The sequence below is a fragment of the Burkholderia pseudomultivorans genome (assembly GCF_001718415.1).
Classification (GTDB): Bacteria; Pseudomonadota; Gammaproteobacteria; order Burkholderiales; family Burkholderiaceae; genus Burkholderia; species Burkholderia pseudomultivorans_A.
The window spans coordinates 3,477,490-3,498,990 of sequence record NZ_CP013378.1 but is presented as its reverse complement, the minus strand read 5'-3'; the positions used below and the strand labels follow the sequence as shown (position 1 = coordinate 3,498,990).

The 21,501-nt window shown below is 66.5% G+C and carries 20 protein-coding genes; 10 read left to right on the top strand and 10 right to left on the bottom strand.

Features of this window, described 5'->3' with window-relative positions; translation table 11 throughout:
• Window positions 1-300: 300 nt before the first annotated feature.
• The 7 genes from WS57_RS28460 to WS57_RS28430 all read left to right on the top strand — a co-directional run bounded on the left by WS57_RS28460 (window position 301) and on the right by WS57_RS28430 (window position 6,680).
• Window positions 301-1,005, top strand: coding sequence for a GntR family transcriptional regulator (locus WS57_RS28460; RefSeq protein ID WP_009694814.1), 705 nt, complete (start codon window positions 301-303; stop codon window positions 1,003-1,005).
• A gap of 149 nt (window positions 1,006-1,154) precedes the next feature.
• The gene (locus WS57_RS28455) at window positions 1,155-2,639 is read left to right on the top strand and encodes an NCS1 family nucleobase:cation symporter-1 (RefSeq protein ID WP_009694813.1); all 1,485 of its coding nucleotides are present in this window, start codon (window positions 1,155-1,157) and stop codon (window positions 2,637-2,639) included.
• Between the two features lie 10 nt (window positions 2,640-2,649).
• On the top strand, window positions 2,650-3,471 hold the full coding sequence (locus WS57_RS28450; RefSeq protein WP_009694812.1) for an aspartate/glutamate racemase family protein: 822 nt from the start codon (window positions 2,650-2,652) through the stop codon (window positions 3,469-3,471).
• 148 nt (window positions 3,472-3,619) lie between these two features.
• Window positions 3,620-4,573 (top strand): allantoinase PuuE, encoded by a 954-nt coding sequence (gene puuE, locus WS57_RS28445; protein WP_009694811.1) that lies wholly within the window; start codon window positions 3,620-3,622, stop codon window positions 4,571-4,573.
• Window positions 4,570-5,091 (top strand): 2-oxo-4-hydroxy-4-carboxy-5-ureidoimidazoline decarboxylase, encoded by a 522-nt coding sequence (uraD, locus tag WS57_RS28440; RefSeq protein ID WP_009694810.1) that lies wholly within the window; start codon window positions 4,570-4,572, stop codon window positions 5,089-5,091. Before puuE ends, uraD begins: the two co-directional genes overlap by 4 nt.
• 66 nt (window positions 5,092-5,157) lie before the next feature.
• Window positions 5,158-6,171: an allantoicase gene (gene alc / locus WS57_RS28435; protein WP_059512809.1), complete on the top strand. Its 1,014-nt coding sequence runs from the start codon at window positions 5,158-5,160 to the stop codon at window positions 6,169-6,171.
• A complete protein-coding gene (locus tag WS57_RS28430) occupies window positions 6,168-6,680 on the top strand; it encodes an ureidoglycolate lyase (protein ID WP_009694807.1) in 513 nt (170 codons plus the stop codon). The genes alc and WS57_RS28430 overlap by 4 nt, the downstream gene beginning before the upstream one ends.
• 508 nt (window positions 6,681-7,188) lie before the next feature.
• Here WS57_RS28430 and WS57_RS28425 read toward each other — a convergent pair.
• Window positions 7,189-8,382, bottom strand: a complete 1,194-nt coding sequence (locus tag WS57_RS28425) for a urate hydroxylase PuuD (protein WP_059481181.1) — start codon at window positions 8,380-8,382, stop codon at window positions 7,189-7,191.
• A 53-nt stretch (window positions 8,383-8,435) separates the two neighbouring features.
• Window positions 8,436-8,789, bottom strand: coding sequence for a hydroxyisourate hydrolase (gene uraH, locus WS57_RS28420; protein ID WP_009694805.1), 354 nt, complete (start codon window positions 8,787-8,789; stop codon window positions 8,436-8,438).
• 510 nt (window positions 8,790-9,299) lie between these two features.
• Here uraH and WS57_RS28415 point away from each other — a divergent pair.
• Window positions 9,300-10,682 carry an 8-oxoguanine deaminase gene (locus WS57_RS28415; RefSeq protein ID WP_040127603.1) on the top strand — a complete coding sequence of 461 codons (1,383 nt, stop codon included), beginning with the start codon at window positions 9,300-9,302 and terminating at the stop codon, window positions 10,680-10,682.
• A gap of 85 nt (window positions 10,683-10,767) precedes the next feature.
• Here the strand turns inward: WS57_RS28415 and WS57_RS28410 are convergent, their stop codons facing one another.
• Window positions 10,768-11,697, bottom strand: coding sequence for a LysR substrate-binding domain-containing protein (locus WS57_RS28410; RefSeq protein ID WP_006402708.1), 930 nt, complete (start codon window positions 11,695-11,697; stop codon window positions 10,768-10,770).
• A gap of 234 nt (window positions 11,698-11,931) precedes the next feature.
• Window positions 11,932-12,141: a dodecin gene (locus WS57_RS28405; protein WP_059512805.1), complete on the bottom strand. Its 210-nt coding sequence runs from the start codon at window positions 12,139-12,141 to the stop codon at window positions 11,932-11,934.
• A gap of 135 nt (window positions 12,142-12,276) precedes the next feature.
• On the opposite strand from WS57_RS28405, the gene WS57_RS28400 reads away from it, so the two are divergent.
• Complete coding sequence (locus tag WS57_RS28400; protein WP_059512803.1) at window positions 12,277-13,170, top strand: NAD(P)-dependent oxidoreductase; 894 nt, start codon at window positions 12,277-12,279, stop codon at window positions 13,168-13,170.
• A 102-nt stretch (window positions 13,171-13,272) separates the two neighbouring features.
• Here the strand turns inward: WS57_RS28400 and WS57_RS28395 are convergent, their stop codons facing one another.
• From WS57_RS28395 to WS57_RS28380, 4 genes are all read right to left on the bottom strand, one after another.
• The gene (locus tag WS57_RS28395) at window positions 13,273-13,719 is read right to left on the bottom strand and encodes a hypothetical protein (protein ID WP_027784713.1); all 447 of its coding nucleotides are present in this window, start codon (window positions 13,717-13,719) and stop codon (window positions 13,273-13,275) included.
• 327 nt (window positions 13,720-14,046) lie between these two features.
• Window positions 14,047-14,487, bottom strand: coding sequence for a large conductance mechanosensitive channel protein MscL (gene mscL / locus WS57_RS28390; protein ID WP_009689958.1), 441 nt, complete (start codon window positions 14,485-14,487; stop codon window positions 14,047-14,049).
• Between the two features lie 240 nt (window positions 14,488-14,727).
• A complete protein-coding gene (locus tag WS57_RS28385; protein WP_069245175.1) occupies window positions 14,728-15,882 on the bottom strand; it encodes a tetratricopeptide repeat protein in 1,155 nt (384 codons plus the stop codon).
• Window positions 15,883-15,970: 88 nt separating this feature from the next.
• Entirely contained in the window at window positions 15,971-16,651 is a 681-nt protein-coding gene (locus WS57_RS28380) for a PspA/IM30 family protein (protein WP_009689956.1), read from the bottom strand.
• A 453-nt stretch (window positions 16,652-17,104) separates the two neighbouring features.
• On the opposite strand from WS57_RS28380, the gene WS57_RS28375 reads away from it, so the two are divergent.
• Entirely contained in the window at window positions 17,105-19,627 is a 2,523-nt protein-coding gene (locus WS57_RS28375; protein ID WP_040127599.1) for a penicillin-binding protein 1A, read from the top strand.
• 820 nt (window positions 19,628-20,447) lie between these two features.
• Here the strand turns inward: WS57_RS28375 and WS57_RS28370 are convergent.
• Both WS57_RS28370 and WS57_RS28365 read right to left on the bottom strand, forming a co-directional pair.
• Entirely contained in the window at window positions 20,448-20,681 is a 234-nt protein-coding gene (locus WS57_RS28370) for a hypothetical protein (protein WP_009691834.1), read from the bottom strand.
• A gap of 270 nt (window positions 20,682-20,951) precedes the next feature.
• Window positions 20,952-21,434, bottom strand: a complete 483-nt coding sequence (locus WS57_RS28365) for a DUF3574 domain-containing protein (RefSeq protein WP_069245174.1) — start codon at window positions 21,432-21,434, stop codon at window positions 20,952-20,954.
• Between the last annotated feature and the right edge of the window lie 67 nt (window positions 21,435-21,501).

The following is a 21,501-nucleotide window of genomic DNA, read 5'->3' as shown; positions in this document are numbered from 1 at the left end:
ACCGAAAGGCGGGATCGTCGGATCCCGCCTTTTTCTTTAAGCCGTTACGCAACTAACGGTCGGAAATTTTCGTCGACGGGACGTGCTTCCTTCGCAATGCATGCACCATTTTTGTCAACAAAATGGCCGGCAGGGTATACGACGAGACGGCGTTCTGTCGGGCCGTAGAGGGCTGTCATGCATGGATTTCGCGCACGACGCACCGCGACAGAGCAGGGCGATGCCCGTGGATTGTGCGCAGTTCGCCAAATAAATTGTTGACAATCTTTATGTCCGTTCTACGATGAGGACCATCACACGATGCAGATCATGAACGAGCCAGATTCCCGTCCGTCCGGCGTACCCGGCCCCGAAGCGATCGCCGAGCGGATCCGCACCGCGATCCTCGAGCATCGGCTCGCCCCCGGCGCGAAGCTGACGGAGGCGCAGCTCTGCGACGTATTCGGCGTGAAGCGCGGGACGATCCGGCAGGCGCTCGCACTGCTCGCGACCGACAAGCTGGTCGATCTCGAGCCGAACCGCGGCGCATTCGTCGCGAGTCCGACGCTGCAGGACGTGCATGAGGTGTTCGAGATGCGCCGGATCATCGAGCTCGCGGTGATGGAACGGCTGGCGACGGGGCCCGGCGCGAAGCGATTGAAGGGCGTCGCGGCGCTGCTCGACAAGGAGCGCGGCGCGTTCGAGCGGCGCGATTTCTCCGCATGGATTCGCCTGTCGGGCGAGTTCCATACGGCGCTCGCCGAGCTGATGGGCAATGCGGCGCTCAGCGAGTGCCTCGAAGGGCTGGTCGCGCGCTCGACGCTGATGTCGGCGCTGTACGAATCGCATGGACGCAGCCCGTGTTCGTGCGACGACCACGCGGAGATTCTCGCCGCGCTGGAGGCGGGCGATGCGAAGCGGGCGGTGACGCTGATGGCGCACCACCTGCAGCATGTCGAACTGAAGATGCTGGACCGGCCCGCGCAAGGCCAGGTCGATCTGCGCGAAGTGTTCGGCGGCGCCTGAGCGGCGACCCGAACACGGCCGCGCGCCACGGAACGAGCGTATGCAGGCGCGCGGCGCATGCCGCGGGCCGCTGGTCCGACTCCGGACGACGATCCGGAGCGATGTCGATGACGGTGGAGCGGCTGTCCGGCCGCGGTCAAGGAGAAGTCATGGCTCAGTTCAGTGTGGCGCACGACAGCGCCTATCCGGCAGAGGAAGGCGGCGAGGGCGGCGGCCCGACGCTGCCGGGCGGTTACAGCGAACGTCTGTACAACGAAGATTTGGCACCCCTGAGAAACCAGACATGGGGTGCGTACAACATCTTTGCGTTCTGGATGTCGGACGTGCACAGCGTCGGCGGCTACGTGTTCGCGGGCAGCCTGTTCGCGCTCGGGCTGACGAGCTGGCAGGTGCTGATCGCGCTGATCGTCGGGATCGGCATCGTGAACCTGCTGTGCAACCTGATCGCGCGGCCGAGCCAGCAGATCGGCGTGCCGTACCCGGTCGCGTGCCGCGCGACCTTCGGCGTGCTCGGCGCGAACGTGCCGGCCGTGATTCGCGGGCTGATCGCGATCGCGTGGTATGGGATCCAGACCTATCTCGCGTCGAGCGCGCTCGTGATCGTCGTGCTGAAGTTCTTCCCGCAATGGATGCCCTACGCGGATGTGCATCGCTACGGGTTCCTCGGGCTGTCCGCGATCGGCTGGGCCGGCTTCATGCTGCTGTGGGTGCTGCAGGCGTTCGTGTTCTGGAACGGGATGGAGACGATCAAGAAGTTCATCGACTTCGCCGGCCCGGCCGTCTACGTCGTGATGTTCATCCTGGCCGGCTACATGGTGTGGCGCGCGGGCTGGCGCAACATCGGCATCAATCTCGGCGGCGTCCGGTATCACGGCGCGGAGGTGATTCCGGTGATGATCACGGCCGTGTCGCTGGTCGTGTCGTACTTCTCCGGGCCGATGCTGAACTTCGGCGATTTCTCGCGCTACTGCCGCACGTTCGGCGACGTGAAGCGCGGCAATTTCTGGGGGCTGCCGGTCAACTTCCTCGCGTTCTCGCTGGTCACGGTGATCACGACGGCCGCGACGCTGCCGGTGTTCGGCGAGCTGATCACCGATCCGGTCGAGACGGTCGGCCGCATCGACCATCCGACCGCGGTGATCCTCGGCGCGCTGACGTTCACGATCGCGACGATCGGCATCAACATCGTCGCGAACTTCGTGTCGCCCGCGTTCGACTTCTCGAACGTCGCGCCGCGGCTGATCAGCTGGCGCGCGGGCGGGATGCTGGCGGCCGTCGCGTCGATCTTCATCACGCCGTGGAACCTGTTCAACAACCCGGCCGTGATCCACTACACGCTCGACGTGCTCGGCGCGTTCATCGGTCCGCTGTACGGCGTGCTGCTCGCCGATTTCTACCTCGTCAAGCGCGGCCGGCTCGTGCGCGACGACCTGTACACGATGTCCGAGCAGGGCGCGTACTGGTACACGGGCGGCGTCAACCGCCGCGCGCTGGCTGCGCTGCTGCCGGCCGCGCTGATCGCGATCGTCTGCGTGATGATGCCGGGCTGGCAGGGCGTCGCGAACTTCTCGTGGTTCATCGGCGCGGCGCTCGGCTTCGTGTTCTACCGGCTGTTCGCGAACGCAAAGGCCTGAGGAGCGTGCGATGAAGATCAAGCTGATCAATCCGAATACGACGCAGCGGATGACCGACGCGATGGGCCGCTGCGCGCGCGAGGTCGCGGCCGCCGGCACGACGGTGGCGGCCGTGAGCCCGCCGATGGGGCCGCCGTCGATCGAAGGGTATTACGACGAGGCGCTCGCGACGCCCGGGCTGCTCGCCGAGATCGCGCAGGGCGAGCGCGACGGCTTCGATGCGTACGTGATCGCGTGCTTCGGCGATCCGGGCCTGTACGCGGCGCGCGAACTGGCGCGCGGGCCCGTGATCGGGATCGCCGAGGCCGCGATGCACGCCGCGAGCGTGCTCGCGCCGGGCTTCTCGGTCGTCACGACGCTGGCGCGCACTTGCGGGATGGCCTGGCATCTCGCGGAGCGCTACGGGATGAAGCGCTTCTGCCGCAACGTGCGCGCGACCGACGTCGCGGTGCTCGAACTCGATCGGCCGGGCTCGGCGGCACGCCGGATCATCGTCGACGAATGCCGGCGCGCGCTCGACGAGGACGGCGCGGACGCGATCGTGCTCGGCTGCGCCGGCATGGCCGAGTTCGCGCGCGAGATCGAGCAGCAGATCGGCGCGCCGGTGGTCGAGGGCGTCACGGCGGCCGTCAAGTGGGCCGAGGCGCTCGTCGCGCTGCGCCTGGCGACCGCGAAGCGCGGCGACTACGCGCGGCCGCTGCCCAAGCGCTACGACGGCGAGTTCGCACGCTTCAGCCCGCCGCCCGACGCGGCGCCCGCCGACGCGCCAGGCGCAACCGCCGCAGCGGAACCGGTCCCGGATTTGCCGCAAGCGCACATACACGCCGTCTGACACGCACTATCTGCGCCGCTGTATGGGCGCGTATGGGCGTTTTCGCTACACTGGGCCGTCGTCGCATCGGCCCGCGCAGCCGGCTTCCGGCGTTGCGCGGGGCGATGCGAACCCATTATTTCAGCAAGCTTTCGTTGCACATCGAACCATGTCATACGATTCCAACTATCCTCGCGACCTGATCGGCTACGGCCGCCATCCCGTGCAGGCGAACTGGCCGGGGCGCGCCCGTGTCGCCGTGCAGTTCGTGCTGAACTACGAGGAGGGCGGCGAGAACTGCGTGCTGCACGGCGATCCGGGCTCCGAGCAGTTCCTGTCCGAGATCGTCGGCGCGGCCGCGTATCCGGACCGCCACATGAGCATGGAGTCGATCTACGAATATGGTTCGCGCGCCGGCGTGTGGCGCATCCTGCGCGAATTCGAGAAGCGCGGGCTGCCGCTGACGGTGTTCGGCGTCGGCATGGCGATCGAGCGGCATCCGGAGCTCGCGCGCGCATTCGTCGAGCTCGGCCATGAAATCGCGTGTCACGGCTGGCGCTGGATCCACTATCAGAGCATGGCGCCCGAGCTCGAGGCCGAGCACATGCGGCTCGGGATGGAAGCGATCGAGCGCGTGACGGGCGTGCGTCCGCTCGGCTGGTATACCGGTCGCGACAGCCCCAATACGCACCGCCTGGTCGCCGAATACGGCGGCTTCCTGTACGACTCCGACAACTACGGCGACGACCTGCCGTTCTGGATGGACGTCGGCGTGACGGGCGGCGGCACCACGCCGCAGCTGATCGTCCCGTACACGCTCGACACCAACGACATGCGCTTTGCGACGCCGCAGGGCTTCAATACCGGCGATCACTTCTTCGACTACCTGCGCGACGCGTTCGACGTGCTGTACGCGGAAGGCGACGAGGCGCCGAAGATGCTGTCGATCGGCATGCACTGCCGCCTGCTCGGCCGGCCGGGACGTTTCCGCGGACTGCAGCGTTTCCTCGATCACATCGAGAAGCACGATCGCGTATGGGTGACGCGCCGTGTCGATATCGCACGTCACTGGCGTGAACATCATCCGTATCAGCCCAATCATCGAAACGAAGGGAAAGCATGAAGGCGATGCGTTACACGTTGGAACAACTGAACACGATGGCGCCGAGCGCATTCGTCGCGGCGCTGTCGGGGATTTTCGAACATTCGCCGTGGGTGGCCGAGCTCGCCGCGGGCGAGCGGCCGTTCGCGAGCATCGACGCGTTGCACAAGACGATGTCCGGCGCGGTCGAAGCGGCCGGCGACGCGCGCCAGCTCGCGCTGATCAACGCCCACCCGGAGCTGGCCGGCAAGGCCGCCGTGCGCGGCGAGCTGACGGCCGAGTCGACGCGCGAGCAGAGCGGCGCGGGCCTCGACCAGTGCACGCAGGAAGAATTCGACAAGCTGCTGACGCTGAATCGCACGTATCGCGAGAAGTTCGGCTTTCCGTTCATCCTCGCGGTGCGCGGCTACGACCGGCACGGCATCATCGCGAACTTCGAGTCGCGCGTGAATCATTCGCGCGACGAGGAACTGCGCGCGAGCCTCGACCAGATCTACCGGATCGCGCGCTTCCGGCTCGACGACCTGATCGACGCCTGACACGCCGTACGTAATACGGGCCGCCGCATTGCGGCGGCCTTTTCGCAATACTGACAAGGAAACATCATGGCTCTTCCGCTTCTCGATCCCGACGCACCCGATTTCACGCGGCGCTATGTGAATCTCGCCGACCCGCGTCTCGGTGCGCAGGCGCTCGAGGCCAGCGACGATTTCTTCGCGCCGAAGGAGCGGATGCTGAACCCCGAGCCGGCCGTCTTCATCCCCGGCAAGTACGACGACCACGGCAAGTGGATGGACGGCTGGGAAACGCGCCGCAAGCGCACGACCGGCTATGACTGGTGCATCGTCAAGCTCGCGCGTCCGGGCGTGATCAAGGGCTTCGACATCGATACGAGCCACTTCACCGGCAACTTCCCGCCGGCCGCGTCGATCGAGGCCGCATACGTGCCCGACGGCGCGCCGACGCATTCGACCGAGTGGGTCGAGATCGTGCCGTCGACGACGCTGCAGGGCAACAGCCATCACTACGTCGCGGCGAGCGACGCGCGCGCGTTCACGCACCTGCGCGTGAACATCTATCCGGACGGCGGCATCGCGCGCCTGCGCGTGTACGGCCAGCCGCAGCTCGACTGGGCCGGCGCGAGCGCGACCGAGCAGTTCGATCTCGCGGCGATGGAGAACGGCGGTTACGTGGTGGCGGCGAACAACCAGCACTTCGGCGTCGCGTCGAACCTGCTGCTGCCGGGCCGCGGCGTGAACATGGGCGACGGCTGGGAAACCCGCCGCCGCCGCGAGCCGGGCAACGACTGGGCGATCATCGCGCTCGCGCAGCCGGGCGTGATCCGCAAGATCGAAGTCGATACGGCGTTCTTCAAGGGCAACTACCCGGACCGCTGCTCGATCCAGGCCGCGTACGTGTCGGGCGGCACCGACAGCTCGCTGATCACGCAGTCGATGTTCTGGCCGGTGCTGCTCGGCGAGCAGAAGCTGCAGATGGACAAGCAGCATTACTTCGAACAGGAAATCGCGTCGCTCGGCCCGGTCACGCACGTGCGCCTGAACATCATTCCGGACGGCGGCGTGTCGCGCCTGCGCCTGTGGGGGACGCTCGACAAATGAAAACGCTCGTTATCGAACCGCTGACCAAGGAAGCGTTCGCGCCGTTCGGCGACGTGATCGAAACCGAAGGCGCGAAGCAGATTCCGATCAACCTCGGCACGACGATCCGCTTTCACGACCTCGCGAAGGTCGATGTCGAAGAGGCAGGCGGGCGCACGCTCGTCAACCTGTTCCGCGGCCAGCCGCGCACGCTGCCGTTCGAAGTGAAGATGCTTGAGCGCCACCCGCTCGGCAGCCAGGCGTTCGTGCCGCTGAACGACAGGCCGTATCTCGTCGTCGTCGCGCCTGCGGGCGATCTCGACGAGACGAAGATCCGCGCGTTCGTGACGAGCGGCTGGCAGGGCGTCAACTATGCGAAGGGCGTGTGGCATCACCCGCTGATCGCGCTCGGCGAGGTCAGCGACTTCATCGTCGTCGACCGCGGCGGCGACGGGCTGAACCTGAACGAGCAGGATCTGCAGACGTCGCTGTGGCTCACCGACGAAGCACTGCATGCGTTGACGGCCTGAGTCGCCGGCGTCACGCATCGGTTTGCCGAAACCCGCGCAGTTTGCGCGGGTTTTTTTATGCCGGAGGCGGTCGCGTGGCGAGGTCGGCGCGCAGCCGTTATGTATCGAAGCAGGATCGCGGGCGCGTCTTTCCGACAAACCGATCTTGAGATCGCACTGCGTAAGATATTCCCGGAACTGCATTCGGGCGCTCGTGTGGTCGTATCGTTTCGGCCGGCACCAATGTGTCGCTATCCGAAGCGATCGCGAGTCTTCGCAACGGGGAGAACCTGACGATCGGCGTCGATGAGGTATTGGCCGCTCGTCGTCGCCGGCTCGTGTTGCTTCGCACCTCGTGAATCGCACCTCCACCCGGCGCATCGCACGACTGCCAACCCGCATCGCCTTCGCGATCGATCGCGCGATCATCGCGCATATTCCCGCGCCTTCCCGACAAGCAAAAAAAACGGGCCCGTTTCCGGGCCCGCGAACGGAGAGGGTGGCGCCGGCGCACCGGCACGCGGCAGCGTTACTTCGTCGCGCCGCCCTCGAACCATGCGGCGAGCTTCGTGCGCTCGTCGTCGGTCATGTGCGTGACGTTGCCGATCGGCATCGCCTTCAGTCGCACCGCTTGTTCATAGATGCGCTGCGCGTTCTTCGACACTTCGTCCGGCGTATCGAACATCACGCCGGCGGGCGCGCTGCCCATCAGCGTCGGCTTGGCCGAGTGACACTCGACGCAGCGCTGCTGCAGGATCGGCATGATGTCGTTGATCACGACCTTCGGTGCGTTGGCCGCCTGCGCTTCCGGCGCGATCGGCTTCGGCATGGTCCAGACCAGCGCGCCCGACAGCAGCGCGACGCCGCCGATCGGCAGGTACCACAGCTGCTTGCCGCGGTGACGCATCACGAAGAACTGACGGATCAGCGCGCCGGCCAGCATGATCAGCACGAGCACGATCCAGTTGTACTTGTTCGTGTACGTCATCGCATAGTGGTTCGACAGCATCGCGAACACGACCGGCAGCGTGAAATACGTGTTGTGCACCGAGCGCTGCTTGCCGCGCTTGCCGTAGATCGGGTTCGGTTCCTCGCCCTTGAGCATCTTGTCGACCATCTTGCGCTGGCCGGGGATGATCACGAAGAACACGTTCGCGGTCATGATCGTCGCGAGCATCGCGCCGACGATCAGGTAGGCGGCGCGGCCGGCGAAGATGTGGCAGGCCAGGTACGCGGCGGCGACGACGTAGATACCGACGCAGATGCCGAGCACGCGATCGTTGGTGCCGAGGATGCGGCACAGCGAGTCGTAGACGATCCAGCCGGCCATCAGGAAGCCGAGCGCGGACGCGACGGCGACCACCGGGCCCATGTCGAGCACGCTCTTGTCGATCAGGTACGTGTTCGGCGCGAGCAGGTACAGCACGAAGAACAGCGAGAAGCCCGACAGCCAGGTCGTGTACGACGGCCACTTCGACCAGTGCAGGTCATCCGGCATTTCCGGCGGCGCGACCGTGTACTTCTGCATGTTGTAGAAACCGCCGCCGTGGACGTGCCATAGTTCGCCGAACACGCCGCGCTTGCGCTGGTTCGCGTCGGTAGGCGGTTTCAGGCTGTTGTCGAGCGCGACGAAATAGAAGGACTCGCCGATCCACGCAATGGCGACGATGACGTGCAGCCATCGCAGCGCGAGGTTCAGCCAGTCGGTGATGAAGCCTTCCATGAAACTCCTCCAGACTCAGATCGTTGTCTTGATGCGGGCAGCCGATACGTATGTCAGCTGCCGCGATAGGTGCTGTACGCCCACGGCGAGACGAGCAGCGGCACGTGGTAGTGCGCGCCCGGATCGGCGATGCCGAAGCGCAGCACGACGCGGTCGACGAAACGGGGTTCGGGCACCTTCACGCCGAGCGACGCGAAGTAGTCGCCGGCATGGAATACGAGTTCGTATTCGCCGGCGGCGAGCGCGGCGCCTTCGAGCAGCGGTTCGTCGCAGCGGCCGTCGCTATTGGTCAGCACGGTCTTGATCGCGCGGCGCGATTCGCCGTCCAGCGCGTAGAGGTCCACCTTGAGTGCGGCGCCGGGACGACCGTTCGCCGTATCGAGTACGTGGGTAGTGAGCTTTCCCATTCGCAGTTTTCCTTGTGTGAATGCGAGGTTCGGCGGCGACTCGATCCAATGACTGTGCGGCGGATCGAGGCTCCACGTCACGTGGCTACATACCCGTCGGCGAAGTTGAAGCGAGCGCCGTGCAGGCATTGTAAAAAGGTTCCCCGCGCAAATACGGGCGCGATATCAAAGATAATGCGCCGCGCATGAGCGGCTGTCGACGCCGCGCCGGAAGCCGCCCGCCGCGTGCCGCAGGCCGCCCGCCGGGGCGGTGCGCGGCGTACCATATCGGATCCGTGAAGCGCGGTATTCGGGTGCGCGCATTGTGCGCGGCGCACGCTTGGGCGATCCTGCCGCCGTGCGCGTCGGCCCGGGGCCGGCGCGTACCCCGAAGACGGCGAGCACGCCGGGTAACCGGGCCAGGGCGTTCGAACGGACGCAGGCACCGGGGCGTGCCGCGAATCAGCGTTCGAACGGCTGTGTGACCGTCTCCAGGCCCGGCGCCTGGGGACAGACCGACGCGGAGAACGCATGAGCATCGAATCCCCATCCCGCCCGAAAACCTTGCTGGTCAAGCACGCCGACGTGCTCGTGACCATGGACGACACGCGCCGCGAACTGCGCGACGCAGGGCTTTACATCGAAGACAACCGGATCGTCGCGGTCGGGCCGACCGCCGAGCTGCCCGACACCGCGGACGAAGTGCTCGACCTGCGCGGGCACCTGGTGATTCCGGGGCTCGTGAACACGCACCATCACATGTACCAGAGCCTGACGCGCGCGGTGCCGGCCGCGCAGAACGCCGAGCTGTTCGGCTGGCTCACGAACCTGTACCGGATCTGGGCGCACCTGACGCCCGAGATGATCGAGGTGTCGACGCTCACCGCGATGGCCGAGCTGCTGCAGTCGGGCTGCACGACGTCGAGCGATCACCTGTACATCTACCCGAACGGCAGCCGGCTCGACGACAGCATCGGCGCCGCGCAGCGCATCGGCATGCGGTTTCATGCGAGCCGCGGCGCGATGAGCGTCGGCCAGCGCGACGGCGGCTTGCCGCCCGACTCGGTCGTCGAGCGCGAGCCCGACATCCTGCGCGACGCGCAGCGCCTGATCGAGACCTATCACGACGAAGGGCGCTACGCGATGCTGCGCGTGGTGGTCGCGCCGTGCTCGCCGTTCTCGGTGAGCCGCGGACTGATGCGCGACGCCGCCGTGCTCGCGCGCGAGTACGGCGTGTCGCTGCACACGCACCTCGCGGAGAACGTCAACGACATCGCGTACAGCCGCGAGAAGTTCGGGATGACGCCCGCCGAATACGCGGAGGATCTCGGCTGGGTCGGTCACGACGTCTGGCATGCGCACTGCGTGCAGCTCGACGATGCGGGCATCGGCCTGTTCGCGCGCACCGGCACCGGCGTCGCGCACTGTCCGTGCTCGAACATGAGGCTCGCGTCGGGCATCGCGCCGGTGAAGAAGATGCGGCTCGCGGGCGTGCCGGTCGGGCTCGGCGTCGACGGCTCCGCGTCGAACGACGGCGCGCAGATGGTCGCCGAAGTGCGCCAGGCGCTGCTGCTGCAGCGGGTCGGCTTCGGCCCCGACGCGATGACCGCGCGCGAAGCGCTGGAGATCGCGACGCTCGGCGGCGCGAAGGTGCTGAACCGCGACGATATCGGCGCGCTGAAGCCGGGCATGGCGGCCGACTTCGCCGCGTTCGACCTGCGCCAGCCGCTGTTCGCGGGCGCGTTGCACGATCCGGTTGCGGCGCTCGTGTTCTGCGCGCCGTCGCAGACGGCGTACACGGTGGTGAACGGGAAGGTGGTGGTGCGGGAGGGGCGCCTGGCGACGCTCGACCTGCCGCCCGTCATCGAGCGTCACAACGCGCTCGCGCAGGCGCTGGTCGAAGCATCGCGCTGACGCGACGCGGTGGCTTCGGCGCTTGCGGCGGCGCGGCTGCGCTGCCACTGCCGCCGTATGCCGCAGCGGTGTGCAGCGCTGGCCGTTACGGTTCGATCAGCGTGCGGGTGGCCTCGGCGACGAGGCCGCGCAGCCAGCGCACTTCGTCGGAGTAGTGGCAGCGCTCGTGCCACAGCTGGTAGTACTGCATCGGCGGGAAGTCGAGCGGCGCCGGCACGACCGACAGCGGCAGGAACTTCGCGTAGTGGTCGGCGAACAGCCGCGTCGTCGTGAAGATCAGGTCGGACTTCACGAGCACGTACGGCGCGAGGTTGAAGTACGGCAGCGTGACGACCACGTGGCGCTTGAGCCGCTCGCGCGCGAGATGCACGTCGATCGCGCCGCGCTGGCCGACCGAGTACGGCGTCGGCGCGAGATGCGGCGCGTTCAGGTACTGGTCGAGCGTGAGCCCGCCGCGCTTCGCGAACGGGTGCGTGTTGCTCATCAGGCACACGATCTCGTCGACGAACAGGTTCGACAGGTGAAGCTGCTCGGGCGGCTCCGGCCAGTTGCCGACGACGATGTCGAGCTTGCCGTCTTCCAGCGCGAGCTCGTAGTCGAACGCGGGGCCGAGCGAATGGAACTCGAGCGTCGCGTTCGGCGCGGCCTGGCGGAAGCGTTCGACGACGGTCGGCACGAACAGCACGTTCAGGTAGTCGGGGCAGCCGATCCGGTAGCAGCGGATCGACGTGGCTGGGTCGAAATTGTGCTGCTGGAACTTGATGCGCTCGATTTCACGCAGTGCGTTCTGCACGGGCTCGAGCAGGCGCAGCCCGTATTCGGTCGGCACCATGCCGGACTTGCCGCGCACCAGCAGCGGGTCGCCGGTGATGTCGCGCAGGCGACGCAGCGCGGCGCTGATCGCCGGCTGCGACTGGTTCAGTTTGACGGCTGCGCGCGTGACGCTGCGCTCCATCAACAGGGTGTGCAAGACGCGCAAGAGGTACGTGTCGATCGCCTCGCGTTGCTGACTCATGTTATCTCCGTTTATATGCCTGGGCTGATCGAGAGGGGTATGGGGTATATCGTTTTTAATATGAACGAAAGTCAGCGTCAAGAGATGGATACCCGCAGGCGGCCGCCGGCCGGGCCGCGGCGCGGCCGGAACGGGGCGGGGTGAGGCAGGGGCGCGCGGTATCACGCGGCCGCACGGCGGGCGCGCAGCCGGCTTGCGGCGGTGCGTGACGCCAGGTGACGTCGCGTGCGCGCGTCAGTCGTCGAGGCGCATACCGACCTTCAGCGTGACCTGCCAGTGGACGACCTGGTCGCCTTCGATGTGGCCGCGCGTCTCGGTGACCTGGAACCAGTGCAGATTGTGCAGCGTCTTGCCGGCCTTCGAGATCGCGTTGCGGATGGCGTCGTCGCTCGATTGCTGCGACGAACCGGTCAGTTCGATCAGCTTGTATACGTGGTCGCTCATGATGCACTCCCTGGCGTGTCGAGGTGTGTGACCGACGCAAGCCGCGGTCCCGAAGCGCCGCCGCGCGTGCCCGGCTTCTTGAGTGATAGGTATGATGGGCGGCAAGTGCAACCCCAATTGGAGACGAGGAGCATCGTGGAAGTCGGATTTTGCGGACCGGGATTGATGGGCATGCCGATGATTCGGCATTTGCTGGCGGCCGGGCATCGCGTGAGCGTATGGAATCGCACGCGCGCGAAAGCGGAAGCGCTCGAGGCCGATGGCGCGCAGGTGGTCGACACGCCGCGCGAACTGGCGGAGCGCGTCGATACGGTATTCGTATGCGTGCTCGACGGACGTGCGGTCGGCGACGTCGCATTCGGCGCCGACGGCCTGCTCGCGGGCGACGCGGCGGCGCGCCGGCTGCGGCGCATCGTCGATCATTCGAGCATCCCGCCCGCCGCGACGCGCGACTACGCGGCGCGCGCGGCCGAACTCGGCGTCGGCTGGGTCGACGCGCCGGTGTCGGGCGGCGTGCCGGGCGCGCAGGCCGGCACGCTAGCCGTGATGGCGGGCGGTCGCGCGGCCGATCTCGACGCGGTGCGGCCGCTGATCGACACGTATGCGTCGCGCATCACGCACATGGGCGACGCGGGCGCGGGGCAGACCGCGAAGCTGTGCAACCAGGCGATCGTCACCGCGACGGTCACCGCGATCGCCGAGGCCGTCGGCCTGGCGCAGGCGAGCGGCATCGACGCCGCGCGTCTGGCCGAGGCGCTCGCCGGCGGCTGGGCCGATTCGGTGCTGCTGCAGACCTTCGTGCCGCGCATGACCTCGGGCGGGCATCCGCCGATCGGCGCGCTCAGCACGTTTCAGAAGGATGTCGATGCGATCGCCGATGCCGCGCGCGACACGGGCGCGGTGATGCCGGTGTCGTCCACCGTGCAGCAGGTATTGCGGCTCGGTGCCGCGCAGGGGTTGGCGGGTGCCGATTTCGCGGCGTTCATCGATATCGTGCGGCCCGGCAACGGACGCGGACACGCGCAGTGACACGCGGGCGCCGGCCGGCTCGGGCCGGCCGCGCGACGGCATAACGGCGCGCGTGAATGGCCGATGGGCCGCGCGAAGGCGGCCCATCGAATCGGTGGCGGTTCAGCCGAGAGAGCGTGGTGTCGTGTCGCCGGCGTTTTGCCGGCCGAGCCCGCCGCGCAGGCTCGCTTTCGTGCCTGCACCAAATTCGGGCAGGATGCGCGCGCGGGCGCGGCTTGCGAACACGAGGAAGCCGAAGCCGTTCGCTTCGTACCAGTACCCGCCGTTCTCGAGGCCGTCGAGCGGCTGCTCGAGCGCGTTGGCGATCGACTCGATGCAGCGCTTGCGCAGCTCGGCGATCGCCGGATAGGGCGGCTGGGCGCCGCGCACGCTGCACAGGAGCACGTCGAGCCCGGGCAGCACGTGCGCATAGAGGACCGGTTCGTCCTGTGCGCGGGCGCGGGCAATCTTGGTGTCGAGCTGGGCAAACGGTTTCGAATGGCGCAATACCGCAAGAAACGACTCCTGGCCATCCTGTTGCGCACGTCGACGTTTTTTCGGGAAGGACATAAACACTCGCCTCAAAAACAATTGCAAGAAATGCGGCACTTTCATGCGACCCACTCCCGGCTATGTACGCCGCATGTCGATCCTTTATAGCACACGAAAATGCTGCGCTCGTGCGGTGCGACGATCGATGTCTCCCGTCGACCCGCTCCCTACGATCGACACAGCCAGCGTCTTGGCGCCTGTACTGTCATTTAGTCTCCATCATAGACCTGCTTTTCGCGCGCGTGCATTCGCGCGTCACAAAAAAGTGCGATAGCCCGCTCGCGGCGGCGCGCGCATGAAAAAGGCCCGCACGGTGGCGGGCCTGGCGTACGGGGCGGGCGGCGCTCAGCGCTGCTTCAGCGAATCGCGGATCTCGCGCAGCAGCACGATGTCTTCCGGCGTCGGGGCCGGTGCGGCCGCTTCGGCTTCGGCCGGCTTGCGCAGCTTGTTGATGAATTTCACCATCAGGAAAATGATGAACGCCAGGATGATGAAATTGATCAGCACGGTGATGAACGAGCCGTAGCCGAACGTCGCGACACCGGCGGCCTGCAGGTCCTTGTAGGAATCGGGGTTTCCCTTGAACGTCGGAGGGATGGTGCCGAGCAGAACGAACTTGTTCGAGAAATCCAGACCGCCCGTCAGCACGCCGATCACCGGCATGATGAGGTCCTTCACGACCGAGTCGACGATCTTCGAGAACGCGCCGCCGATGATCACGCCGACGGCGAGATCCATCACGTTGCCCTTGACGGCGAACTCCTTGAATTCCTTGATTATGCTCATGAGCGGCTTTCTCCTGTTGGGGGCGAGGGGAAGCGTGCCGCGACGCGCAGGGCTGCGAAGCGTCGATATAAGGGGTCGGTGGCACGCCGATGGCCGCATGATAGCGAACGCGCCCCATTGTCGGTAGTCCATCTTGAAATGATTGACAAAGTGGGACGCGCGCGCGACCGGTGAAGCGGGGGCCAGCACGGGTGCTGCGAGGCGCCGCGCATCGAGCGGGCGCCCCGGTCGATGAGGGGCTCAGGTGTTGTCGTCAGTCCAGCCGTCGTCGTTGCTGCCGAGATCGACGCCGCCACCGTTGCCGTCGCTCCAGTTCGAATCGTCGCCACGGCCGAGGTCGAAGCCCGGGTCGTTGTTCTGGCGGCGGCGCTCGTCGTCGACGATCACGTCGCGCTCGACCACGCGCTCGCGGCCGCCCGACATCGCCTCGCCGAGCAGCACGCCGGTCAGCAGCCCGCCCATCCCGCTGCCGAAGCCGCCGCCTTGCTGGATCACGACGGGAGGCTGCTGGGGCGGGTAGGGTTGCGGCGGATACGGCTGGCCCTGCGCGCCGGTCACGCGATCGGCTTCCTGCGCGTAGACCGAGCCGCTGCCGTTCGCCGGCGCCGTGGCTTGCGCGCTCGGGTCGGGGCGACCCTCGACGCGCGCCTTTACGCTGGCGTGGCGCTGCTCGAGCTCGTCGATGCGGTACGGCGGCACCGGATCCTTGCCGTTCGACAGCGATTCGACGAGCGCGCGCGCATCGGTCTCGATGCCTTCGATTTCGCCGGTGAGCGCGGCGGCGCCGGGCAAGGTCGACAGCTTCGCATCGAGCTTCAGCGGACGGATGTCGTTCAGCACGTCGGTCGCGCGCTTCAGCTGCGCGCGGCGTTCGTCGTCGGCGCGGCTGTCGCCGGCCGAGCGCGCGCGACGCAAGGTCCAGCGCAGCACCAGCGCGACGATCGCGACGATCAGGCCGAGACCGATCCACATGCCGGTGGACGGCCCGTGTTTTTCGGCCGGCACGGCCGGCGCGAGCGACGATTGCAGCGAGCCGGCCTGCGTGGCCGACGGCGCGTTGCCGCTCGTGCGCGCGGCGTCCGAGCGAATTCGCGCTTCGGTCTGCGCGAAGCGCGCCGCATCGGTGAAACGCAGTTGCGGATCGAGCGATTTCGCGCGCTGCAATTGCGCGAGCGCGTCGGACGCGCGGCCTTCGCGGTCCAGCACCTGCGCGTACAGGTAGCGCGCATGCGCGTTGTTCGGATGCGCGTCGATGACTTGCGACAACTGCGTGTCGGCTTGCTGCCAGTTGCGTTGGGCGATCGATTGCTCGACCTGCTGCAGCGACGGGACCGCAAATGCGGCGGACGACAGCAGCATCAACGAGAGGCCGAGAGCGGCGAGGGATTTCTTCATGGTCGAACCGGGCGCATGCGCCCGTCTCCTGGCGATCGGTTCGCGCCGCGCGCCCGGGCCGGGCCGCGGCACGGTTCCGTCACAGCGGTCACTGCGCCGGCGTATCGAGCTGCTTCTTCAGTGCGGCGAGGCGGTCCTCGACCGACGGACCCTTGTTCAGCGCGGCGAGCTTGTCGTCCAGCGCCTTGCCGCTCGACGTGTCGGCCGAATTCAGGCGTGCGTCCGAGCGTGCGTTCTGCAGCGCGACCTTGTCCTCGAGCTTCTGGAAGTCCTCGGACAGGTTCTTGCCGCCGATGCCGCCGAGCGCGCTCGCCGCGACGTCCTTCGCCTGCGCGATTTCCTGCTTGGCCTGCAGGATGTTCGAGCGCGAGTTGAGGTCATTGCGGCGCTGGCGCATGTCGGCGATCTGCCCCTTCAGCTTGTCGACCGACGGCTCGAGCGTCGTCAGTTCGGCCGCGAGCGCGTCGCGTTCGGCCTCGGCGTTCGCCTGTGCGGCCAGCGCTTCGCGCGCGAGCGCTTCGTCGCCGGACTGCAGCGCACGTTTCGCGCCGTCCTCGTACTTCTTCACCTTGTCGTCGGCCGCATCGCGCTTGCTGCGCTGGGTCGCGACCTGTGCCTCGATCTCGATCAGCGAATTCTCGGCACGGCCGATGCTGTCGTCGAGCTCCCGCACGATCTGCCGTGCGTCGCGCGACGGATCCTGTACCGAATCGGCCGCATCGTTGAGCAGGCCCTTGATCGTGCGCGAAATAGAGTCGAAAAGCGACATGAAATCCTCCGTGGTTGAAAGGCGCCGCGTGACCGCGGCATCGCCCGCTGCGAGCCGGTTCGGACCCGCAGGAGCCGGCGGATATTACACCACCGGTTCACTTAAATACGGCTTAAACGCGCGAGTTCAAGCGGTCGTTGCAGCGATTCGCGCAACGACGGCGCACAAGCTTTCGAGCTGAAAGAAAGGCGTGCGCCGATGCGATGTCGCGTGTCCATGATAGGTCGAGGATGCCGCCAATACAGGGCGTCCATTACCGATGTGCGGGAATTTTTACAAAAAATCGCGAAGGCGCCCGATCGATTTCATTAAAATGCGCTGTCACGTCGCGGGAACGGATCGTCGCACGGCGGGGTCTGTCGACGTGACAGTAGCCACGAAGCACCCACTCTGATTCATCCGCTTGCATTTCCGCATGCGTCCGAGGGCGCCACGTACGCCCGCCATTCCGACATGCCAATTATCAAACGACCGTCTTCTCCGCCCGACCGGACCGAACCCCACTACACGCTGCGCCGTTCGCCGTCGGGAGCCTATTACTCCGATGACGACGACCGCGACGGCGACCAGCGCCGCTCGCCGCGCAGCGACGGCGGGGGCCGCGGCCGCCGCTCGTTCGGCTCGCGCGTCGCACTGTGGTTCGTCGGCCTGTTCGCGACGCTCGCGATCGTCGGCGCACTGATCGTCGGCTATGCGCTCGTCGTGATGGCGCCGCAGCTGCCGTCGCTCGACGCGCTGACCAACTATCAGCCGAAGGTGCCGCTGCGCGTGTTTACCGCCGATCACGTGCTGATCGGCGAGTTCGGCGAGGAGCGCCGCAGCCTCGTGCGCTTCCAGGACATTCCCGACGTGATGAAGAAGGCGGTGCTCGCGATCGAGGACTACCGCTTCTACGAGCACGGCGGCGTCGACTTCGTCGGCATCCTGCGCGCGGGCGTGGCCGACCTGATGCACGGCGGCGCGCGCCAGGGCGCGAGCACGATCACGATGCAGGTCGCGCGCAACTTCTTCCTGTCGAGCGAGAAGACCTACACGCGCAAGATCTACGAGATGCTGCTCGCGTACAAGATCGAGAAGGCCCTGACGAAGGACCAGATTCTCGAGCTGTACATGAACCAGATCTATCTCGGCCAGCGTTCGTACGGTTTCGCGGCCGCCGCGCGCGTGTATTTCGGCAAGGACCTGAAGGACATCACGCTCGCGGAAGCCGCGATGCTCGCGGGGCTGCCGAAGGCGCCGTCCGCGTACAACCCGGTCGTCAATCCGAAGCGCGCGAAGGTGCGTCAGGAATACATCCTGAAGCGGATGCTTGAGATCGGCTACATCACGCAGCCGCAGTACGACGAGGCCGTGAAGGAAGAGATTCACGTGCGCACGCCCGGCAACCAGTACGCGGTGCACGGCGAATACGTCGCCGAGATGGTGCGGCAGATGATGTACCAGCAGTACAAGGACGAGACCTATACGCGCGGGCTGACCGTGACGACGACGATCAACTCGGCCGATCAGGAAGCTGCATACCAGGCCGTGCGTCGCGGGATTCTCGACTACGAACGCCGGCACGGCTATCGCGGGCCGGAGGGCGCGATCAAGCTGCCGGCGGCCGGCGACGACCGCGACGAGGCGATCGACGACGCGCTCGCCGATCATCCGGACAACGGCGACCTGCAGTCGGCGGTCGTGCTGTCGGCGGCGCCCAGCGCGGTCGAGGTGCAGTTCGTCGGCGGCGCGACGACGACGATCGGCCCGGCCGGCCTGCGTTTCGTGTCGGCCGCGCTCAGCGCGCGTGCGAACGATACGCTGCGCATCAAGCCGGGTTCGATCGTGCGCGTGCTGAAGGAAGGCAAGACGGGCTGGCAGATCGTGCAGCTGCCGCAGGTCGAAGGCGCACTCGTCGCGATCGCGCCTCAGGACGGCGCGATCCGCTCGCTGGTCGGCGGCTTCGACTTCAACAAGAGCAAGTTCAACCACGTGACGCAGGCATGGCGCCAGCCGGGCTCGTCGTTCAAGCCGTTCATCTATTCGGCGTCGCTCGACAAGGGCCTCGGGCCGGCGACGATCATCAACGACGCGCCGCTGTACTTCCCGCCGAGCGTGCCGGGCGGCACCGCGTGGGAGCCGAAGGACGACGATCAGCCGGACGGCCCGATGACGATGCGCACCGGCCTGCAGCGTTCGAAGAACCTCGTGTCGATCCGGATCCTCGCATCGATCGGCACGCAGTACGCGCAGGAATACGTGACGCAGCGCTTCGGCTTCGATCCGAAGAAGACGCCGCCGTATCTGCCGATGGCGCTCGGCGCGGGTCTCGTGACGCCGCTGCAGCTCGCGACCGGCTATGCGGTGTTCGCGAACGGCGGCTACAAGGTCGATCCGTACCTGATCGCCGAAGTCGACGACGCGCGCGGCCAGCCGCTGCAGAAATCGCAGCCGGCGATTGCGGGCAGCACGGCGCCGCGCACGATCGAAGGGCGCAACGCGTACGTGATGAACAGCCTGCTGCATACGGTCGCGACGGCCGGCACGGGCGCGGGCACCAACGTGCTGGGCCGTGGCGACCTGCAGGGCAAGACCGGTACGACGAACGATGCGAAGGACGGCTGGTTTGCCGGCTACCAGCAGTCGCTCGTCGCGGTCGCGTGGATGGGCTTCGACCAGCCGAAGAGCCTCGGCAGCCGCGAATTCGGCGCGCAGCTCGCGCTGCCGATATGGGTGAACTACATGCGCACCGCGCTCAACGGCGTGCCGGAGCAGCAGATGCCGATGCCGGACGGACTGACGTCGATCGACGGCGAGCTGTATTACGCGGATCGCACGCCGGGCAACGGGTTTGTCGCGAGCGTCGACATCAATCCGGCGGCGAATGCGATCAGCGCGAACGACGCGCTCGGCTCGGCCGGGGCGGAAGGGCTCACGCCGCCGCCGGTCACGCCGCAGGAGAAGCAGCAGATCATGGACATGTTCGAGAGCAAGTAGGCGGTACGCTGTTCTTCATCCATGCGACGGGCGCCTTCGGGCGCCCGTTTTTTTGTTGTGCGCCCAGCATGGGCGCACTCCTGCGGGTGAAAGTCCCGCCATAAGCTGGTCATGGCGAATGAAGCGAAGCGCAACTGCATGAGGGCGACCGAGTGTGGGGAGGAAGCGTGGAGCGTAAATCGCGAGCCGATGGACAAGAACCGTATAGAAGGCGCTGCCGAGTAGGGCGAGCGGGCAACAAACCGCAAAGCTCTCGTGACCAAAGCGAAGCGGCGTAAATACGGCGGTTGTGCGATGAAGGAGTGCGTTCTTACCTGGGGAGATCTCGCCTTGTGCCTGAAAGGGCGACGGTGCAGACCGGAGCGAGAAGTCAGCAGAGGCCGTAGTAGTGAGGTGGTGTGGCCGGGAAGGCTAAAGCTGCCAGCGAAGGGCCGAAGGAATGGGAGGGCAAGCCCTCTGGTTCTCGGAAGTGAATAGCCTCAGATGTTCGCGTAAGTGAAGCTCGCCGAACGGTGGATAGGGTGAAGCCCGACAGGCCCAGGCAGCGAGGAATCAGTTTCGGTGAAGCAGACAACAGCGAACCTGGGTGTCGGGTCGGGAGCAACACAAGCCCGGCAACCTCAACCATTCCAACCGCCCGGTGCGGACCCGCATGCCGGGTGGTGTGGGAGGGGATCGGTCAGGTTAACTGACCGCCCCTATCCCGATTGTTGCGGATTTTTGGGGAGCGCTAGAGGGCAATGGCGGTGTTCGGCCACAAACGGCCTTTCGACACAGCATTTTTGATCGTCGACAATCGGTGCGGATAAGGGCGTAGCCTTTAGCGGTTACCGTCGATCAGATCGTTCAGCAGCGCATCGAACGCGGCCTGTGCGTCTTCAAGTTCCTGCAGGGCGGCATCGAAGGTTTGCAGCGCGAACGGCGAAGGCTCGCCGCTGCCTTGCGGCGGAAATTGCTTCTGCATCGAGGCGAACGTACTCTGCACACGCAGTGTGGCGGCCACCATGCGCTCCATCGCCTGGGTTTCTTCGGCTCGGGCCTGTTCCGGACTCATTCCACTCTCCCTGGATGGTTTTCTTGAAGACCAGATCGTACACGCTGTGTCCGTTCTTGCCGCCCTTGGCAGAACGACTCCGTTGAAAGTTCCAACGGCACGCTGCGCGAGAAGCGATTTAATCGGGAATGATTCCGCAGTCGCGGCGAGGCCAAGTACTCATCGAGCGTGGCTACAAAATCCCGCCGTAGGTCACAACGATTGGCCGCTTTGGATGAATCTGCAGGGCCGTTCAGGGTCGACAAGCGCCGCCCAAGAATTCCCCGAAGATCAGAACGACGCACAGGCACCCACGAGCGTAATACCGACCGATTCCTGATGAAACCGTTGCGCGTACGCGTCGCGGATTGCCTTGAGCCGCGTGCGCGTGTCCGGCGTATCGTCGGCAACGATATGCACGACGAAGCTTGCCTCCTGCGTGATCAGCCCGGTCACGCGATCGCGCCACTGTCCCTGCGCGTCCCAGTACGTGAAGCCGTCGGGAAAGCGCGGCGTGACGACATCCGCGAGGAACGTCGCGCGCTCCGCATCGCTGACAGGCGCGCGCCCCGCGATGCCGCGGCCGAACAGCAAATCGGCCTGCAGCGCCGCGTGCTCGCCGGGCTGCGTGCATGTGTGGGCCGTGCCAGCGACGGGCGAGGGCGTTCCCGCGCAACCGGCGAGGAGCGCGATCGCCGCGGCGCCGATCGCGAGCCGCACGCGTCGCCGCCACGCAGCAGCGGCAGCACGTAGGCGCAGCCTCGCAGACCGCATCTGCCCATTTCGCGCCCAGCGCGTTTCTCGCGCGTAAAACGCTGCGCGTTCAACCACTTGCGGGTTT

Excerpts from the sequence above, each read along its gene's own strand:
- uraH (WP_009694805.1), bottom strand. The coding sequence starts at position 8,789 with ATGGGAAAGCTCACTACCCACGTACTCGATACGGCGAACGGTCGTCCC.
- WS57_RS28460 (WP_009694814.1), top strand. The coding sequence starts at position 301 with ATGCAGATCATGAACGAGCCAGATTCCCGTCCGTCCGGCGTACCCGGC.
- WS57_RS28405 (WP_059512805.1), bottom strand. The coding sequence starts at position 12,141 with ATGAGCGACCACGTATACAAGCTGATCGAACTGACCGGTTCGTCGCAG.
- WS57_RS28425 (WP_059481181.1), bottom strand. The coding sequence starts at position 8,382 with ATGGAAGGCTTCATCACCGACTGGCTGAACCTCGCGCTGCGATGGCTG.
- WS57_RS28430 (WP_009694807.1), top strand. The coding sequence starts at position 6,168 with ATGAAAACGCTCGTTATCGAACCGCTGACCAAGGAAGCGTTCGCGCCG.
- uraD (WP_009694810.1), top strand. The coding sequence starts at position 4,570 with ATGAAGGCGATGCGTTACACGTTGGAACAACTGAACACGATGGCGCCG.
- WS57_RS28375 (WP_040127599.1), top strand. The coding sequence starts at position 17,105 with ATGCCAATTATCAAACGACCGTCTTCTCCGCCCGACCGGACCGAACCC.
- WS57_RS28385 (WP_069245175.1), bottom strand. The coding sequence starts at position 15,882 with ATGAAGAAATCCCTCGCCGCTCTCGGCCTCTCGTTGATGCTGCTGTCG.
- WS57_RS28365 (WP_069245174.1), bottom strand. The coding sequence starts at position 21,434 with ATGCGGTCTGCGAGGCTGCGCCTACGTGCTGCCGCTGCTGCGTGGCGG.
- WS57_RS28455 (WP_009694813.1), top strand. The coding sequence starts at position 1,155 with ATGGCTCAGTTCAGTGTGGCGCACGACAGCGCCTATCCGGCAGAGGAA.
- WS57_RS28415 (WP_040127603.1), top strand. The coding sequence starts at position 9,300 with ATGAGCATCGAATCCCCATCCCGCCCGAAAACCTTGCTGGTCAAGCAC.
- WS57_RS28410 (WP_006402708.1), bottom strand. The coding sequence starts at position 11,697 with ATGAGTCAGCAACGCGAGGCGATCGACACGTACCTCTTGCGCGTCTTG.
- alc (WP_059512809.1), top strand. The coding sequence starts at position 5,158 with ATGGCTCTTCCGCTTCTCGATCCCGACGCACCCGATTTCACGCGGCGC.
- mscL (WP_009689958.1), bottom strand. The coding sequence starts at position 14,487 with ATGAGCATAATCAAGGAATTCAAGGAGTTCGCCGTCAAGGGCAACGTG.
- WS57_RS28370 (WP_009691834.1), bottom strand. The coding sequence starts at position 20,681 with ATGAGTCCGGAACAGGCCCGAGCCGAAGAAACCCAGGCGATGGAGCGC.
- WS57_RS28450 (WP_009694812.1), top strand. The coding sequence starts at position 2,650 with ATGAAGATCAAGCTGATCAATCCGAATACGACGCAGCGGATGACCGAC.
- WS57_RS28395 (WP_027784713.1), bottom strand. The coding sequence starts at position 13,719 with ATGTCCTTCCCGAAAAAACGTCGACGTGCGCAACAGGATGGCCAGGAG.
- WS57_RS28380 (WP_009689956.1), bottom strand. The coding sequence starts at position 16,651 with ATGTCGCTTTTCGACTCTATTTCGCGCACGATCAAGGGCCTGCTCAAC.
- puuE (WP_009694811.1), top strand. The coding sequence starts at position 3,620 with ATGTCATACGATTCCAACTATCCTCGCGACCTGATCGGCTACGGCCGC.